At 42.1% G+C, this 17,579-nt stretch carries 18 protein-coding genes and 1 tRNA gene; 5 read left to right on the top strand and 14 right to left on the bottom strand.

Annotation, left to right across the window (positions count from 1 at the left end):
- Positions 1–18: 18 nt before the first annotated feature.
- The 4 genes from WAE59_RS11170 to WAE59_RS11155 are packed head-to-tail and all read left to right on the top strand — an operon-like array spanning position 19 to position 3,818.
- Positions 19–1,695 carry a DNA polymerase/3'-5' exonuclease PolX gene (locus tag WAE59_RS11170; RefSeq protein WP_337856042.1) on the top strand — a complete coding sequence of 559 codons (1,677 nt, stop codon included), beginning with the start codon at positions 19–21 and terminating at the stop codon, positions 1,693–1,695.
- 13 nt (positions 1,696–1,708) lie between these two features.
- Positions 1,709–2,311: a DUF4254 domain-containing protein gene (locus tag WAE59_RS11165; RefSeq protein ID WP_337856041.1), complete on the top strand. Its 603-nt coding sequence runs from the start codon at positions 1,709–1,711 to the stop codon at positions 2,309–2,311.
- Positions 2,312–2,314: 3 nt separating this feature from the next.
- Positions 2,315–3,322, top strand: a complete 1,008-nt coding sequence (locus tag WAE59_RS11160; RefSeq protein WP_337856040.1) for a glycosyltransferase family 9 protein — start codon at positions 2,315–2,317, stop codon at positions 3,320–3,322.
- Complete coding sequence (locus WAE59_RS11155; RefSeq protein ID WP_337856039.1) at positions 3,315–3,818, top strand: SixA phosphatase family protein; 504 nt, start codon at positions 3,315–3,317, stop codon at positions 3,816–3,818. Before WAE59_RS11160 ends, WAE59_RS11155 begins: the two co-directional genes overlap by 8 nt.
- Here WAE59_RS11155 and WAE59_RS11150 read toward each other — a convergent pair.
- The 9 genes from WAE59_RS11150 to WAE59_RS11110 all read right to left on the bottom strand — a co-directional run bounded on the left by WAE59_RS11150 (position 3,815) and on the right by WAE59_RS11110 (position 11,267).
- On the bottom strand, positions 3,815–4,678 hold the full coding sequence (locus WAE59_RS11150) for an AMP nucleosidase (protein WP_337856038.1): 864 nt from the start codon (positions 4,676–4,678) through the stop codon (positions 3,815–3,817). The two genes, WAE59_RS11155 and WAE59_RS11150, sit on opposite strands and share 4 nt — an antisense overlap.
- Positions 4,679–4,738: 60 nt before the next feature.
- Positions 4,739–5,980, bottom strand: a complete 1,242-nt coding sequence (clpX, locus tag WAE59_RS11145) for an ATP-dependent Clp protease ATP-binding subunit ClpX (RefSeq protein ID WP_337856037.1) — start codon at positions 5,978–5,980, stop codon at positions 4,739–4,741.
- 3 nt (positions 5,981–5,983) lie between these two features.
- Positions 5,984–6,676 carry an ATP-dependent Clp endopeptidase proteolytic subunit ClpP gene (gene clpP, locus WAE59_RS11140; protein WP_337856036.1) on the bottom strand — a complete coding sequence of 231 codons (693 nt, stop codon included), beginning with the start codon at positions 6,674–6,676 and terminating at the stop codon, positions 5,984–5,986.
- Between the two features lie 146 nt (positions 6,677–6,822).
- Positions 6,823–8,172: a trigger factor gene (gene tig / locus WAE59_RS11135; protein ID WP_337856035.1), complete on the bottom strand. Its 1,350-nt coding sequence runs from the start codon at positions 8,170–8,172 to the stop codon at positions 6,823–6,825.
- Positions 8,173–8,354: 182 nt separating this feature from the next.
- Positions 8,355–8,436 (bottom strand) — tRNA-Leu (locus tag WAE59_RS11130).
- A 302-nt stretch (positions 8,437–8,738) separates the two neighbouring features.
- Entirely contained in the window at positions 8,739–8,927 is a 189-nt protein-coding gene (locus tag WAE59_RS11125) for a hypothetical protein (protein ID WP_337856034.1), read from the bottom strand.
- Positions 8,928–9,158: 231 nt separating this feature from the next.
- Entirely contained in the window at positions 9,159–9,455 is a 297-nt protein-coding gene (gene trxA, locus WAE59_RS11120) for a thioredoxin (RefSeq protein ID WP_337856033.1), read from the bottom strand.
- A 109-nt stretch (positions 9,456–9,564) separates the two neighbouring features.
- Positions 9,565–10,254 carry a DUF4397 domain-containing protein gene (locus WAE59_RS11115; protein ID WP_337856032.1) on the bottom strand — a complete coding sequence of 230 codons (690 nt, stop codon included), beginning with the start codon at positions 10,252–10,254 and terminating at the stop codon, positions 9,565–9,567.
- Positions 10,255–10,466: 212 nt separating this feature from the next.
- Positions 10,467–11,267: an ABC transporter substrate-binding protein gene (locus tag WAE59_RS11110; RefSeq protein ID WP_337856031.1), complete on the bottom strand. Its 801-nt coding sequence runs from the start codon at positions 11,265–11,267 to the stop codon at positions 10,467–10,469.
- A 277-nt stretch (positions 11,268–11,544) separates the two neighbouring features.
- Between WAE59_RS11110 and WAE59_RS11105 the strand changes: the two genes are divergently transcribed.
- Positions 11,545–11,838: an ATP-binding protein gene (locus tag WAE59_RS11105; RefSeq protein WP_337856030.1), complete on the top strand. Its 294-nt coding sequence runs from the start codon at positions 11,545–11,547 to the stop codon at positions 11,836–11,838.
- A 32-nt stretch (positions 11,839–11,870) separates the two neighbouring features.
- Here the strand turns inward: WAE59_RS11105 and WAE59_RS11100 are convergent, their stop codons facing one another.
- The 5 genes from WAE59_RS11100 to WAE59_RS11080 form a co-directional block, all read right to left on the bottom strand.
- Positions 11,871–13,145: a glucose-1-phosphate adenylyltransferase gene (locus WAE59_RS11100; RefSeq protein WP_337856029.1), complete on the bottom strand. Its 1,275-nt coding sequence runs from the start codon at positions 13,143–13,145 to the stop codon at positions 11,871–11,873.
- A 12-nt stretch (positions 13,146–13,157) separates the two neighbouring features.
- Complete coding sequence (locus tag WAE59_RS11095) at positions 13,158–14,564, bottom strand: glycogen synthase (RefSeq protein WP_337856028.1); 1,407 nt, start codon at positions 14,562–14,564, stop codon at positions 13,158–13,160.
- Positions 14,565–14,706: 142 nt separating this feature from the next.
- The gene (locus WAE59_RS11090) at positions 14,707–15,957 is read right to left on the bottom strand and encodes a sulfate adenylyltransferase subunit 1 (protein ID WP_337856027.1); all 1,251 of its coding nucleotides are present in this window, start codon (positions 15,955–15,957) and stop codon (positions 14,707–14,709) included.
- On the bottom strand, positions 15,957–16,862 hold the full coding sequence (gene cysD, locus WAE59_RS11085; protein WP_337856026.1) for a sulfate adenylyltransferase subunit CysD: 906 nt from the start codon (positions 16,860–16,862) through the stop codon (positions 15,957–15,959). The genes WAE59_RS11090 and cysD overlap by 1 nt, the downstream gene beginning before the upstream one ends.
- A 12-nt stretch (positions 16,863–16,874) precedes the next feature.
- The gene (locus tag WAE59_RS11080) at positions 16,875–17,579 is read right to left on the bottom strand and encodes a phosphoadenylyl-sulfate reductase (protein WP_337856025.1); all 705 of its coding nucleotides are present in this window, start codon (positions 17,577–17,579) and stop codon (positions 16,875–16,877) included.

The raw sequence follows: 17,579 nt of genomic DNA, 5'->3' as shown, positions 1-17,579 counted from the left end.
CAAAGCATTACATTCATAATGGAAAATAAAGCGATTGCACGTACCTTAAGACTGTTATCCCAGTTGATGGAACTGCACAATGAAAACCCTTTTAAAATCAAGTCGGTTGCAAATGCCGCATTTAAAATAGATAAACTGCCCTTCCCAATCAAAACAAAAAATCTCGAAGAAATCGGACAGGTGGATGGATTGGGGAAAAGCATTTCAGCAAAGGTCTGGGAATTGCTCCAGACCGGAACCATGACTGAATTGCAGGAAATACTGGCCAATACTCCTGAGGGGATCGTAGAAATGCTGGGAATTAAAGGCATAGGCCCAAAAAAGATCGCAGTAATCTGGAAAGACCTTGGTATAGAGAATATCGGCGAACTCTATTACGCCTGTAATGAAAACCGTCTGATCGAAGCCAAGGGATTCGGCCTGAAGACCCAGGAAGAGATTAAAAAAGTAATCGAATTTCAAATGGCTGCCCATGGCAAATTTCTTTATGCGCAGACAGAACCTTTGGTCAATAAATTGCACGCAGACCTCTCTCTTTGGCTGCAGGGTTTCCCGGCCGAGCCTTTACTGGGAGTTGCAGGTGATTACCGTCGTTGCCTGGAAATCATTGAAGAAATTGAACTGGTGCTCGGGGCTGAAAACCTTACAGAAATCGAAGAAAGAATCACTGAATTCGAAGCGCTGACCTTCGAAGCATTTTCAGAGAATGTATTCATGGCCTTGAGCCCATTTGGATTGAAGATCAAGCTGAGTCTGGTTGAGAAAAAAGACTTTTACCTCAGCTGGTTCAAACTTACGGGTAATGATGCCCATGTAAGCGAAGTACTTTCCCTGGCAGGAACGGGTCCTTTCGAAGATGAATATGCCATTTATCAGAAAGCCGGCCTCGCATTCGTGGCGCCGGAGTTGAGGGAAGGACTGGATGAAATCGCTCTTGCAAAAAACAATCAACTTCCCGAACTGATTAAATATGACGACCTTAAAGGTAGTCTGCACAATCACTCAACCTGGAGTGATGGCGTGCATACCCTTGAGGAAATGGCCTTGTATTGCAAAGATACACTTCAACTCGAATATCTGGGGATCTGCGATCACTCCCGTTCTGCATTCTATGCCAATGGATTGAATGAGCAGCGGGTCTATGCACAACATCAGGAAATAGCAGCGCTAAATGCCAGATTATCCCCGTTTAAAATTTTTAAAGGTATAGAAAGCGACATTCTGAACGATGGCGCACTGGACTACAGCGATGACATCCTCAAAAGCTTTGATTTCGTTGTTGCTTCGGTACACAGCAACCTCAGAATGGATGAAGAAAAAGCCACTGCCAGGTTGATCAAAGCGATAGAAAATCCTTACACGACCATTCTCGGACATCCGACAGGTCGACTCCTGCTAAGTAGAAAGGGATATCCTATAGATTATGCAAAAGTTATAGATGCATGCGCCGCCAATAAAGTAGTCATTGAGATTAACGCCAATCCACTCCGTTTGGATCTCGACTGGCGCTGGCACCGCTATGCCCTGGAAAAGGGTGTGCTGCTATCCATAAACCCGGACGCACACAGGACCGAAGGATTTCACGACACCCGATTTGGCCTTCTGATTGGCAGAAAGGGAGGGCTTACTGCTGCACAATGCCTAAATGCCATGTCAGTTCAACAGATCACCGAGTACTTCGCCAATAAAAAATAGTTACCTTTGCCCCATGATTAGTAAGCTTTGTAATAAAATTTTCCAGGATGCGATCAATGACTATCACATTCACAACAACATTGATCAAGCCATTCAAAACTCATATAGAACTGGCACACTGGAACATTTATTATACCTGAAGTGCTGGATCGATACAGTACAATGGCACATGGAAGATGTAGTGCGCAATCCGGATATAGATCCTGTGGAAGGCTTGCAATGGAAACGCCGAATTGATACTTCAAACCAGGAACGTACCGATGTAGTCGAATACATTGATAGCTACTTTCTCGAAGAGTATAAGGATGTGGTACCGCTCTCCAATGCCAAAATCAATTCAGAAAGCCCTGCCTGGGTTGTGGACAGACTCTCTATCCTCGCCCTGAAGGTATTTCACATGAAGGAAGAAACACAACGTGACAACGTTTCTGAAGAACATATTCAGAATTGCAGTGACAAACTCAGGATTCTACTCAACCAGCAAACAGACCTTTCCAATAGTCTTGACGAATTGATCACCGACATTGAAAATGGTGTCAAATACATGAAAGTATACAAACAAATGAAGATGTACAATGATCCGGCACTGAATCCGGTACTGTACAATACCAAATAAAGGATGTCCAACACCGCAAAAATACTTGTCATTCGCTTCTCAGCCATGGGCGACGTGGCCATGACAGCACCGGTGTTGACAGCTTTTTGCAGGCACTATCCGGATACAGAACTGCTCATCGTCAGTCGAGCAGCCTTTGAGCCATTTTTTAATCAGCTCCCAAATGCTGGGTTTCTTGCCTTCGATCCCAGGCAAAAACATAAGGGATTTCTCGGATTGATCAAACTGTTTTTTGAACTTAAAGCGGAGAAAATCACGGCTGTCGCAGATTTGCACAATAATCTGCGCAGCAAAATATTGACCCTCCTTTTCTTTCTTTTAGGTGTCAGATCAATTTCCGTCAACAAAGGCCGGAAAGAAAAAAAACAATTAACGTGCAAGGACCACAAAATATTGGTTCCGCTCAAACTGACAGTACAAAGATATGCGGAGGTTTTTCAAAAACTGGGATTCCCTTTTCCCTGGGAGAATCAATTGCAACCCGCGGATAAAAAAGTCAGACGAACATCTAAATGGATTGGGGTCAGCCCCTTCGCTCAGCATTTACAAAAGGTCTATCCATTGCATAAAATGGAAAAAGTGCTCCTCAGCCTTGCGAACCATGGTCACCAGCTTTTCATTTTTGGTGGAAGCCAGGAGGAAGAAATCAGTGCTGAGAGCTGGGCTGCCAAACACGAAAATATCCAGTCCATGGTCAAAAAAATGAAATTGGATGAAGAATTGGAATTCATTTCCCAGCTTGACGTTATGCTGAGTATGGATTCTTCGGGAATGCATCTGGCATCACTCAAAAATATTCCTGTGGTATCGGTCTGGGGAGCAACACATCCTTATGCCGGATTTATGGGTTACGGGCAATCTATTTCGGATACTGTACAAATAGATTTATATTGCAGGCCCTGTTCCGTATACGGCAATATTCCCTGCTATAGGGGAGATTTTGCCTGTATGAATAATTTGCCGGAAGAGAACATTGTTGATCGGATATTAGAGAAATTAAACGATGACTAAAAAACTATTTTTAATTAGACATGGCAAATCTGATTGGGCTGACATCCAACTGTCAGACTTCGATAGGCCACTTAATGCAAGAGGAAATAAAAACGCTCCGGAAATGGCGGAACGGATTCTAAAGAAAGAACTCGTCCCCCAATTGATCGTCAGCAGCCCTGCTTTGAGGGCATTGTTCACCGCACGTCATTTTGCCCAGGTATGGGGAAAATCTACTGGACAAATTCAGCTGGAACTTGACATTTATGAGGCAAATGCTACTGCACTGCTGAAAGTTGTAAACGAACTTAGTGATAAATATGACCATGTTGCATTGTTTGGCCACAACCCCGGACTGACGGATTTCGCCAATTACCTTAGTGACGCCAATATCTACAACGTTCCTACGTCAGGGACCGTTTTGATGGAATTTGATGTAAACAAATGGTCTGAGATCAGCTTCCATAGCGGCAGACTGATCGAATTTGATTACCCAAAAAGTGCAAATGAGGATTAAAAGTGCAGGTGTTTTACGGTTAGGCCATTGTTTATCAACTGCTTCAGAGAATCAACACCAATTCTTAAATGTGTTTCTACATAATTGGTAGTGACTGAACTGTCGCTTTCTGTAGTTTTTACACCTTCCGGGATCATCGGCTGATCTGACACGAGTAGTAATGCACCTGTTGGTATTTTGTTTGCAAACCCCGTAGTGAAAATCGTCGCAGTCTCCATATCTACAGCCATTGCGCGCAGCGTTTTCAAATACTTCTTAAATTCCTTATCATGCTCCCATACCCTGCGGTTGGTCGTATAGCAGGTACCTGTCCAATAATCTCTGGAATGGTCACGTATCGTCGTAGAAATTGCTTTCTGCAACGCAAAGGATGGTAAAGCTGGCACCTCTGCTGGCATGTAGTCATTAGAGGTCCCCTCACCTCTTATCGCTGCAATGGGTAGTATGAGGTCACCCAATTGATTTTTTTTCTTTAAACCGCCGCATTTACCCAAAAACAACACTGCCTTTGGTGCAATAGCAGTCAGCAGATCCATCATCGTTGCGGCGAGGGGACTACCCATACCAAAGTTGATGATTGTGATTCCATTGGCTGTCACACTTTGCATAGGCTTATCGAGCCCCATTATTGGCGCATCATCATTCCATTCAGAGAACATCTGTACATACTTACTGAAATTGGTTAGTAGGATGTACTGTCCGAAATCTTCTAAAGGTCTACCTGTATAACGCGGCAACCAGTTCTTAACGATGTCTTCCTTGGTCTTCAGTCCTTTTTTGATGGGGGAATTTACCTCTTTGATCTTCTTTGCCTTTGCAACGATTTCTACATCTTTTTTTACATCTTTTTCTTCATTCATATTGTATTCCTTTTTTTTAAGTTAAAAAAAATCCCCGGTAATTTACCGGGGATAAGATTTTTATGCAGCTTTCAACTTCTTAAAGTCAGCCTTTTCGAATTTCTCTACGGCATAATCCAGGTTGATCACGAGCTCCTTGACCGTTGGATCGGAAGGAATGTCGAACATCGCATCCAACATAATCGCTTCGCAAATCGACCGCAAGCCCCTCGCCCCCAACTTATATTCCATCGCTTTATCTACAATAAAATCAAGCACTTCATCTTCAAAAACGAGTTTAACGTTTTCCAATTCGAATAATTTCACATACTGACGGAACAATGAGTTTTTAGGCTCCGTGAGTATGTTGCGCAAAGCAGCTTTATCCAAAGGATTTAAGTGGGTCAGTACCGGAACACGTCCGATCAACTCAGGGATCAATCCAAAAGATTTCAAATCCTGAGGAGTGATGTATTTGTAAAGATTTTTCAGGTCCAGATCCACGTCATCTTTTTTCACCTTGTAACCCACTGCCTGCGTACGTAACCGGTTGGCAATCTTTCTTTCGATACCATCAAAAGCACCGCCACAGATGAAAAGAATGTTGTTCGTATTCACTGGGATCATTTTCTGGTCCGGATGCTTACGCCCACCCTGCGGGGGTACGTTGACTACAGTTCCTTCAAGTATCTTTAGCAATGCTTGCTGTACACCTTCTCCGGAAACATCTCTGGTGATTGAAGGATTGTCGCTTTTACGGGCTACCTTGTCTACCTCATCTATATATACAATACCTCTTTCCGCAGAAGCGACATCATAATCCGCAGCCTGCAAGAGACGTGTCAGGATACTTTCTACATCTTCCCCAACATATCCTGCTTCAGTTAATACTGTAGCATCACAAATACAGAACGGGACATGCAGAATCTTGGCAATAGTCTTAGCGAGGAGTGTTTTGCCCGTACCAGTTTCCCCCACAAGCATGATATTGGATTTCTCGATCTCCACTTCATCCGCTACGTCGACCTTTTGTCCCAATCTCTTATAGTGGTTATAAACCGCTACAGAAAGTACTTTTTTCGCATCATCCTGACCAATAACATATTGATCAATATGCGCTTTAATTTCCTGTGGCTTCAATAAAGTGATTGACGTATCCAGGGGCTTTGATTTCTTACTGCCCAGTTCCTGCGCCAGGAGCTGGTTGGCCTGGGTCACACACTTATCGCAAATGTATGCATCAAGCCCTTCAATAAGCATCAATGTATCCTGTTTACCAGAACCACAAAAGGAGCAACGGGAATCTTTATTTTGTTTAGCCATTTTTTAGTCTTTCTTTGTACTACCGAGTACCTCGTCAATCATTCCAAACTCTTTCGCTTCGTCAGCTTTCATCCAGTAGTCACGATCGGACGCCTTCTCTACCCATTCATAGCTCTGCCCTGAGTGATTAGAGATGATGTCATATAATTCTTTTTTCAATTTCAGCATTTCTCTCAGATTGATCTCCATATCAGAAGCTACCCCTTGAGCACCTCCTGAAGGTTGGTGAATCATCACACGTGAATGCTGCAACGCAGCACGCTTGCCTTTAGCACCGGCGACTAACAATACAGCACCCATAGAAGCTGCCATACCTGTACAAATTGTGGCTACATCTGGAGTGATATACTGCATTGTATCATAAATACCCAGACCCGCATAAACTGAGCCACCTGGTGAGTTGATGTAAATTTGAATATCTCTGTTGTTATCTACCGATTGAAGGAACAACAACTGTGCTTGTATGATGTTTGCATTTCCGTCATAGATGGCATCCCCTAAAAAGATGATGCGATCCATCATCAAACGGGAGAACACGTCCATCTGAGCAACGTTCAGCTGACGTTCTTCAATAATGTAGGGCGTCATGCTTTTTGGAGAAACATTCGTAGCTCCTATATAACGATCTACATTCAATCCGTTTATGCGGTGATGTTTAACTGCGTATTTTCTGAATTCGTCTTTATCTATTTTCATGAGCTTTTTATTTTTATGTATAAAACTAAGTTGGCAATTTATTATTGTATTGTAAAATCTATAGATCTTTTTATATAAGTAAGGCGGCCCAAAAGCCGCCTTAAACAATATGAATACTTAAAGTTATGCCAAATATTACTTAGCGTTTACTTTAAAAGATCTACAAACTTATTGTATTCGATCTCTTTTTGGTCAATTGTAGCAACCGACTTGATGTGTTCAAAAACTTTGATCGCTTTTACTTCGTCAAAAATACGGTTGGCGTTGTCTTTCTCCTTGAGGAAAGTTGCAGTGTACTGAGCCAATTGATCTTCCGGCATTGGAGCTGGACTATACATTCTGAACTGAGCATCTAGGCGTTGCTTAGCAGTCTGGAAAACATCTTCATACTTAATTTCGATGCTATTGTCTTTGATCAGTTTGTTCTCAATCAAAGTCCATTTCAGGTTCTTAGCGAAGTCATCGTAACCTTCAGCCAATTCTGCATCAGTCAACTTTTCATTCGTTGCTTTTAACCATTTGCGCAAAAATTCATCTGGCAAATCCATTTTTACACTCTCTAGCAATTGCGTGTATATGTCGTTCTGCAACTTACGGTCAGCATCCTGATTGAACATTCCTTCGATCTCTTCCGTGATCTTTTCAGTAAAACCGGGCTCGTCTGTAACTGTACCTGCACCAAATAATTTATCAAAGAACTCCTGGTTTAAATCAGCTTCCTCTAAACGGTTTACATTTTTAACCGTTACCTGGAATTTTGACTTTAGATCCTTAGCGTCTTCTTCACTGATGTTTAATAATTTAGCGATGATCACCTCATTTTTATCAAAAGCTTTCTGGACATCCAATTCAACTACGTCATCTTTTTTCAAACCAATTAAGGTTTTCAAAACCTTTTTATCTGCTACCTGATCCAAACGAATAGACCCTGTTGCAGCAATGCCACCTTCAAAAACTGAACCATCAGCAGAAAGTTGTGCTAAATCGGCATAAAGGACATCTTCTTCTGCCGAAACTTCAGGATTTGTCATTTTGCCATAGCTTTTGCGGATGTTTTTGATCCTTGCAGCCAAAGTTTCAGCGTCTGCTTTTACTACATATTGTGTAAATTTATCTTTTGAAGTGATATCAACGTCAATAGCAGGTGCTAATCCCAATTCGTAATCGAATTCGAATTCGTCTGTATTATCCCATTTGAATTCTTTCGTATCATCCATCACAGGCAAAGGCTGACCGAGGATTTCAACTTTATTATCAGTTAAATATTTATTTAAAGTTTCACTCAAGAGGTTATTGATTTCTTCTACCAGGATACTGCGACCATACATCTTCTTGATGTGTGCTGCAGGAACCATCCCTTTGCGGAACCCCGGAAGGCTAGCTTTCTTCGCTTGTTCTTTTATAGATTTATCAACCTTTTCAGTATAATCTTCAGGTGCAATTTTGATTTTTACAATTGCGTTTAGGTCGTTAATTTTTTCCTGTGTAATGTTCATTTTTCTGAATCAATTTTAATAACCGTCATTTTAGGAAGATGCAAGAGTATATCACTCTTTACCATTTCCTTTAGAGGGCGCAAAACTAGTTTTTTTTATTGTATTTTTTATATATTATATCAAAAATATGGCTGGCCTGACCAGAAACAGAAACAGCCTCATAAGAGGCTGTCGTGTCATTGTGCGGAAGAAGGGACTCGAACCCCCACGCCGTGAAGCGCCAGATCCTAAGTCTGGTGCGGCTACCAATTACGCCACTTCCGCAGTTAGGATGTATTTGTTTCGGATTGCAAAGATAGATATTGTTTCTAAAACTCAAAACTGTTTTAAAAATATTTTGGCAAAAACAGCTTAAACAATTGGCTTACAGGAGAAATGTTTTTCGGCGCAATCAGTCAGGATCTATTAATTCGGACCAACTACGCGAGCCATACTTGTGCTATTACAGCAGCATTCTTGCATATTTGCTGGAGGAAAGACACCCTTTTTTCCCAACGAATATGCAGTTAAATCATTACTAATATATATTTATGCGAAAAAAGGTAGTCTATAGTACAAATACTAATTTATGCCGAACCTTTAGTCTCCGATTGAGATTCCGCACTTATTTTAATCTTGTGATCGGCCAAAGCGGTTTTATATCCCAGAGAGTAATTGATCGTGCCCCAGGCCGTCAACATAGTGATCAAATCCTCTTCCTTCAATGGCCCTGCAATCTGTGACTGACAATAGGCCAAATATTCTTTTTCTGTCATGATTTTTCCGGTTAATCTCAACCTCCAAAGTAAAGGTAAATCTTCGGTTTTAGATGTCAACGCTGTAAATTTAGAATAACCCAAATACATCCAGGCATCTAAGCATTTCGTTAATAAACAAATAGCCCATGAAAGCAATCGCAGACAACTACTTACAAAAAGAATTGGATGACAGGGTTACCAAACCGTAATCCTCGACAATAGTCTGACCCCAGATAGACTTGGAGCTGCTTAAGTATGCTCCATAATCAACTGCTTAAGTTGAGACACTGGCACAACTCCAGATTGTCGCCATACAATCCTTCCTTGTTTAAATAATATCAAAGTCGGTACGCCTTGCACGCTGTAAGCGGTAGCAGCAGACTGATTTTTATCTACATCAATTTTAAGTACTGTGGCGGCTTCCCCAACCTGATGTTTTAATTGGTCCAGCATCGGCGCCATGGTTTGACAGGGTCCACACCAAGTGGCATAAAAGTCCACCAAAACGGGCTTAGTTCCTTTAATGAGTTCTGAAAAAGTAGCCATATTAAAAGTTATTTTAATACTATTATACAAACAGAATGCCATTTACGCACGAACAGAACACAAAAAAAGCGGTCTTCACAGGCCGCTTTTTTGCTCAGTTATCTTGTTGCTAATTATGGCTAATTTGCCTTACTGAGATGCTATTTGTTGTTGAACCTGTCACATAGACAGTGTAAATTTTCCCAGAGGCAAATGCAGATAGATTAAAAGATCCTGCACTGGTAGTCCCTCCTGCAGGGTATACTTGCAGTGAGGAAAACCCAGGGTTTACCTCAACATATCCGCTCGCATTATCACGTGCCAGATTTGCTGCGATGTTCGTAGTGGCATCAGTCCGGATATCTACGTTGGCAGGCGCCGCATCACTTAGATGCACAAACCTTACTTTTGCTTTACCACTAGATGGTGCGGCCATGTCATCAGTAAAAACTTTTACCCTAGCTGATTGCCCGTCACCAGCCAGAAATACGGTATAGTATTTACCCTTGTCGAAATTTGCATTGGTGCTTGCGTAAGCAGCACTAGAGCCGTCATTCCTAAACTGAAGCGTTAGATTATTACCAGAATTAGCCACAACGTATCCATCGGAAGCGTTACCAAATGCCAGTCCTCCCTGAACAACTGTTTTATTAGCTAGATAGAATCCTTGTGGAGAAGAAGTTGTCGAAGCATTAACAACCTTCACATTGGCAGATCCAGTTTCATCGATGTCGTCCTTCTTACATGAAGTCATTCCCGTAGCGATGGCCACGACAAATGCACCTGCGAACAGGCTTTTAAATAGAGATTTTGTTTTCATTTTACTGTTTTTTATAGGTTTAAGATAGATCCGGATATCCCAATCCAGGTGGAGAGTTTACTGCAAAAACCAATCCGTCATTGTGAAACTGGAGTAACACCCACGGAAAAACAATACATTAATCAACTAATAGACAATTACTTATAACAAAAACAACTGCATTACATGACAGGATAAATAGCAGTATTGAAATTGTACTAAAAATAATACAATCAAGATCTAATTTCATTCTGGAGCTGAAAAAGATATTGAACTGCTTTCACCAGCCGACTGCCATACCAGGAGAACATTTCCCCATCGACCAACATGACATGTGATTGGGGTAGTGCAGATTGAATCTGTTGCAGATGCCTTGTTTTAAAAGGATAAGGCTCTGACGACAAAAAAACTAAATCCGGTTTTAAAGCAACAAGGGTTTCCAGGCCAATCTCTGGGTATCGCTCCTGTTCAATTACATTACGTAGACCATTCATAGCTAACAAATCATCTATAAAAGTCGATTTTCCGGCAAGCATAAAGGGTTTCCTCCAGATCATGTAAGCCACTTTCTTGTCGATGCCATTCCTTAAAGACAAACTTTGAAGATCCGTGAACCCCCCATGAATGAGGTGAACGAGGTAAGCTGCTTCCGGCTGACGGTCGACCAGTTCACCCACCTGGAGAATCATTTTTTTTGCCTCTTCCAGAGTATAGATATCACTCATCCAGACAGGAAACTCCACCATGAGTTCCTCGATCTGATCCTGCTGATTTTCTTCCTTATTGCCGATGATCAGATCCGGCTGAAGCGCCCTGATCATATCTATGTTTAACTTCTTTGTGCCCCCTACTTTTGCTGTCGAGGCAAACTTAGCGATTGGATGTACACAGAATTTCGTGATGCCCACAACCTCCTCGTCCAATCCGAGCTCGAATAACAATTCCGTTTGTGAGGGAACCAGGGAAACAATCCTTTTAGGCGGGAAGTTGATTCTGATTTCCCTGCCGAGTTGGTCTGTGAAACTGTGCTGCATAAGACAAAGATAGACTTCTGAAAAGAAATCTGACTACTCGTACTTCAGGGCATCCACAGCACTTGCTTTTACAGCATTGCGCACCCGGAGAGTTACGGTAATTGCCGTCGCTAACATGGAGATGCAAAACGTGATATGCCTTTAATGCAAACAATCCAATCAATGAAAGGAAGATGGAGAGCACCGAAAATACTGATACCATTTTTCCAAATCGCCCATGCGCTACAAATAAATTTCTGTAATCATCTTCAAGGTAGTACAGACTCCAACCAAATTGATGCTCAGCATAGACCTGAAACTCATAGAACAGGCATTTATTAATTTAATAAGCAATAGCATATCTGCCCTGAAAAACATAAATCAACCTATGATAGCGATTGACTATAGGCTTGACAAGCATAAATTATATCTGGAAGTTTCCGACAATGGAAAAGGCATAAGCACAGAAACGAAGGAAAAGATTTTCGTACCTTTTTTCAGCACAAAAAAAGAAGGTTCAGGAATCGGATTGACCATTACCCGAAATATTATGAAAATGCACCAGGGAAAAAGTAGTTTCAATTCCTTTTGAAAGAACTACTTTTTCCCTGGTGTTTAATATGACTAATTGATCACGGTACCATCCGGAATGACTGCTCCTTTTTTGACAACTACAATGCCATCTTTAACAGTATACAAACTATGCTCTCCATCTTCCAGATGTGATCCACCGATGATTTGTACATCATCACCGATACGGCTGTTCTTATCTACAATAGCGTTTACAATCTTACACCTGTCGCCAATACCGATCATTGGCTTGCCATGTTCCTTGTCTTCTGCAATCTCTTCCAGGGTCTGGTATTTATCACTGCCCATAATATAGCAGCTCTCTATATGAGTACCCACACCTATTCTGGAACGGATACCGATCACCGCATGTTTAATCGATTCTGCCTGCAGGATACATCCTTCTGCTATAATGGTTTTATCCAATGTAGTTCCAAGTATTTTCGAAGGCGGCAACATTCTTGCACGGGTAAAAATACTATGATTATGATCAAAAAGGTTGAACTTTGGAATATCGTCGGTAAGGCCGAGGTTGGCTTCAAAGAAGGACGAAATATTTCCTATGTCTGTCCAGTAACCCTCATATTGAAAACTCAATACATCGTATTCTTGAAGCATTCTTGGAATAATCTCCTTACCAAAATCCTTTTCATCTGCATTTTCCGAGAAGATCTTAATCAGCAAATCTTTGTTAAAAATGTAAATCCCCATGGAGGCAAGGTAATCCCTACCCTCTGCCTGCATATCGGGTCCGGTATCAGAGGTCCAGTCTGCCAGCAGTTCCGATTTAGGTTTCTCAATAAATGAGGTAATAATATTGTGTTCATTAGATTTCAAGATTCCAAAACTCGGCGCATCTTTTCCGTTTACCGGAATGGTGGCCAGCGTAATTTGTACACCACTTTCGATATGTGCATTAACCATTTCGTTGAAATCCATTTGATATAACTGATCGCCGGAAAGGATCAATACATATTCAAATTCATGGTTTAGCAAATGGTGCATAGTCTGCCTAACCGCATCTGCTGTCCCCTGAAACCAGGTTGGATTTTCTGGTGTCTGCTCTGCAGCAAGAATATCCACGAAGGCCGAACTGAAATGACTAAAGTGATAGGTATTCTTAATGTGCTTATTTAGTGAAGCCGAATTGAATTGGGTCAGGACAAACATCCGATGGATACCTGAATTTAAACAGTTCGAAATTGGTATATCTACCAATCTGTACTTTCCTGCAATCGGAACCGCAGGTTTGGAGCGAGTTTGTGTAAGAGGGGCTAATCTAGAGCCCTGGCCACCGCCAAGAATTACACCTAATACTTTGTCAGTCATGTCTATTGAATTTTATATTTGGTACAGATCGATATATTGTTGCGCTGCCTGATCCCAGGAATGGTCCAGTTGCATCATTAGCTTCCGTATTTCTTTTATTCTTTTATTGTCTCTGTAAAGGTCTAAAGCACGCCCCATCGCATGGTTTACATCCCATACACTGGTTTGGTCATGACAAATACCAAATCCTCCATCACCTATATCAACTACGGTATCCTTTAAGCCACCGATTCTTCTTACAATCGGAATAGTCCCATACCTCAGGGCATACATCTGGTTCAGCCCACAAGGCTCTACCCGACTTGGCATCAGTAAGAAATCTGCTCCGGCATAGATTTGGTGGGAAAGTTGCTCATTGTAACCAATAAATACATTGTAATTTCCCGGAAACTGTCCTTTCAAATGGTTCAGCCTACCTTCCACCTGTGGATCACCAGATCCCAATACCAAAACATTCATTTCTCCATTTGCTTGCATCAGTGCATTATAAAATATATCAGGTAACAGGTCTGCTCCTTTCTCTCCAACAAGCCTTCCTATAAAAGTAAAGAGTGGTCTGTCAGGATTCAGGTTGAAAACACGACAAAGGGCTTCTTTGTTTGCCTTTTTTCCACTATCTGCTGTTCTAATCGCATATTTTTTCTCCAGCATCGGATCGGAATGCGGATTCCAGACTTCATTGTCTATCCCGTTAAGGATTCCCACTGATTTGCTGCGCTCTTGTGCCAGCAAGCTTTCCAGTCCATTTGCATGGTAACTGATTTCATCCAAGTAACTGGGTGATACGGTAGTTACCCGCCATGAAGCTTTAATTGCGGCAGCCAATGGATTGATTGCACCCGTCCAGCCCAACTGACCCGCATGCCACAAATCAAAAGCTGGTATATAATGTAATTTATCCCAGCCAAATTGTCCCTGGTACTGGGCATTATGTATAGTGAGTACACTGGGGATTTGGCTAAGTACCCGGAATTGCTGACAATTGGCCATCATAAAAGGTACCAAACCTGTATGGTGGTCATGACAGTGTACTACGTCCGGACGATGTTCCCATTGGGCCATCCAATCCAGCACAGCAATCTGATAAGCGAGAAAGCGTTCAGTATCATCAGTATAACCATACACCATGTCCCGGTCCATCAATCCAGGTATGTGTACCAGGAAAAGATCAAAACCTAATTTGTTGTTTTTCTCACGCAAGATCCTTACTGGAAAACTATGAAAACCCAGTTTGCTCCAACCATCGTATACAGCTTCAAATTCATTTTCTCTTAAGAATTTACTTTGGTAGGCTGGCATCACGACCTTAGCGAAATGTCCCAACTTATTTTGATACTTGGGTAAAGCACCAACTACATCGCCCAAGCCCCCGACTTTAGCAACGGGGTAACATTCTGCACTAAGGTGTATAATCTCCATATGTTAAGCTTTTAAAAATTGTCTTAAAATAGGCAATACAATACGTAAAGCAAATGTTTTAGAAAAGAAAATTTAAAAAAAAGAAACCCAATTATCGCAGTACTATGCGACAATTGGGTTTCCGTAGTTAGCTCTATTTTGACTAATCTGCAACCGCCCTGAACATCAGGGCAGCAGCAGTCAGATTTGTTCTGCTATCAATCAAAATCGCAGCACCGTTAGCCTTATTTTCGGTATAAAAATCGAATGCAAGAGCATCTGCGGTTTTCAGCACCACACGGCCAATATCATTCAATCTGAAATCATAAGCGTCCTGCTTTTCCAGCGTATTAATGTCCACTTTATATAGAATCTCTCTGATTTTGCATTTAGTCACCTTGCTATTGTGCTGCAGCAAATAGGTAATGTTCTCGTCCAAAGGGCGGGAATCCATCCAGCATACATCAGCCTCTATGAGCTGTGAACTTTGTGGCAAATGATCGGAATTAACCAGTACATCGCCTCTGCTAATGTCTATATTGTCCCTCAAATGGAGGGTTACAGATTGTCCGGCATGTACTTCTTCGGGCCGCTGATCGAAAATCTCAATCCGCTCTATAACGGAACTGGTTCCTGAAGGTAAGACTGTCACACGGTCATTCAACTGAAAGGAACCGCTTAGTACTCTTCCGGCATACCCCCTGTAGTCGTGCAGCTCATCTGTTTGCGGACGTACTACCCACTGTATCGGCATCCTGGCCAGGTTATATTCTGGTCCGGATTCAACATCTACACTCTCCAGAAAATGCAACAGGCTGCGCCCCTGGTACCATGTCATGTGTTCAGATTCATTGACCACATTATCTCCCTTAAGTGCGCTCACCGGAATGAAGGTCACATCCTTCAATTTCAGTTCTGCAGCAAGGGCTTTATATTTATCTGTGATTGCATCGAATACGGTTTCACTATAGTCTACCATATCCATCTTATTCAGACAGACCACCACGTGCTCTATACCCAATAAGGAAACCAGATAGGAATGCCTGACGGTTTGCTCTACCACACCGTTACGTGCATCGATTAGGATAATAGCCAGCTTTGCGGTAGAGGCTCCGGTCACCATGTTCCTGGTATACTGAATATGTCCAGGTGTGTCTGCTATGATGAATTTGCGATTGGCAGTCTGAAAATATTTGTAGGCCACATCGATGGTGATACCCTGCTCACGCTCTGCGCGAAGTCCATCTGTTAGGATAGCCAGATCAATCGTACCATCATCATTTTTACGGTTGCTCTGTTGCAGAGCTTCCAGCTGATCAGCCAAAATGGAATCTGTATCGTATAACAACCTACCAATCAGCGTACTTTTGCCATCATCAACACTCCCGGCTGTAAAAAATTTTAGTATATTCATTAAAAGTATCCTCCTTTTTTTCGGTCTTCCATAGCAGCTTCAGACACTTTGTCGTCCATGCGGGCACCACGTTCACTAATTTTTGAATCACTGATCTCTGCAATGATATCATCCAGCTGATCGGCATTAGATTCAACCGCAGCGGTGCAACTCATGTCACCCACAGTGCGGAACCGGACTTTCTTATATTCGACGATATCGTCCTCATCCATATTGAGGAATGGCGAAGCAGCCATCAACTGACCATTGCGTGTAATTACATCTCTATCGTGCGCAAAATAGATAGAGGGAAGTTCTATCTGTTCACGTTTGATATAATTCCAAACGTCCAACTCTGTCCAGTTACTGATCGGAAATACCCTAACGTTTTCTCCCTTATGGATTTTTCCATTGTAAATGTTCCATAGTTCAGGACGCTGGCGTTTAGGATCCCATTGTCCGAATTCATCACGCACCGAAAAGATACGTTCCTTAGCACGTGCCTTCTCCTCATCGCGCCTTGCACCGCCTATACAGGCGTCAAAGCCATGCAGGGCAATGGTGTCCAGCAAGGTAACGGTCTGCAGAGCATTTCGACTTGCATTTTTCCCAGTCTGTTCTACAACTTTACCTTGATCTATAGAATCCTGTACATGGCCTATAATGAGTTTCTCCCCTATTCGCTCCACCATACGGTCGCGATAGCTGATGGTTTCCTCAAAGTTGTGTCCGGTATCAATGTGCACCAGGGGAAACGGAAACTTACCCGGCCTAAATGCTTTTTCAGCAAGCCTCACAAGCGTAATGGAATCCTTTCCTCCTGAAAACAGCAAAGCTGGCTTCTCAAACTGTCCTGCTACTTCACGTAAAATATGAATGGCTTCAGCTTCTAATTCGTCTAAATAATCTAATTGGTACTTACTCATGTTTTGTTGCAATTACGTTGTGGCATGCAGTCCACATTCCTTTTTCGACTGGTCTTCCCACCACCATCTCCCGGCCCTGAAATCTTCTCCCGGCCTTACAGCCCTGGTGCACGGCGCACATCCTATACTAGGGAATCCTTTGTCATGTAATGTATTGTATACAATATTATTTGCTTTGATATAATCTTTCACTTCTTCCAACGACCAGTAAAAGATCGGATGGAATTTGATCATTTGATTTTGCTCGTCCCACTCCAGATTAGTCATGTCATGCCTGTTGATAGACTGCTCTGATCGGATACCGGTAACCCATAACTCGTTTCCGGACAGTGCACGTCTTAACGGTTCCAGCTTGCGGATTCCACAACATTCCTTACGGTTTTCCACAGATTCATAGAAACTGCTTGGTCCTTTTCTATCTACCATTTGCTGTAAATCATTAGCATTGGGAAAATAGGCTTTAATAGGTTTTTTGTAGATTTCCAGTGTCCTGTTCCATACATAATAGGTTTCTGGGAACAACCTTCCGGTCTCCAGTGTAAACACGTCTATAGGAATATCATTGGCAAAGATCATGTGTGTAATCACTTGATCCTCCCAACCAAAACTGGTAGAAAAAACAACCTTCCCAGGATACGCATTGGCAAAATACCTTAATGCTGCCACCGGTTCCAGTGCTTGAATGTCTTCTGCTATTGATGTCAACTGCGCTTTCAT

Source organism: Pedobacter sp. GR22-6 (assembly GCF_037402555.1).
GTDB lineage: Bacteria > Bacteroidota > Bacteroidia > Sphingobacteriales > Sphingobacteriaceae > Pedobacter.
The sequence above is the reverse complement of the archived record's forward strand: the minus strand, read 5'-3'. Positions and strand labels throughout refer to the sequence as shown.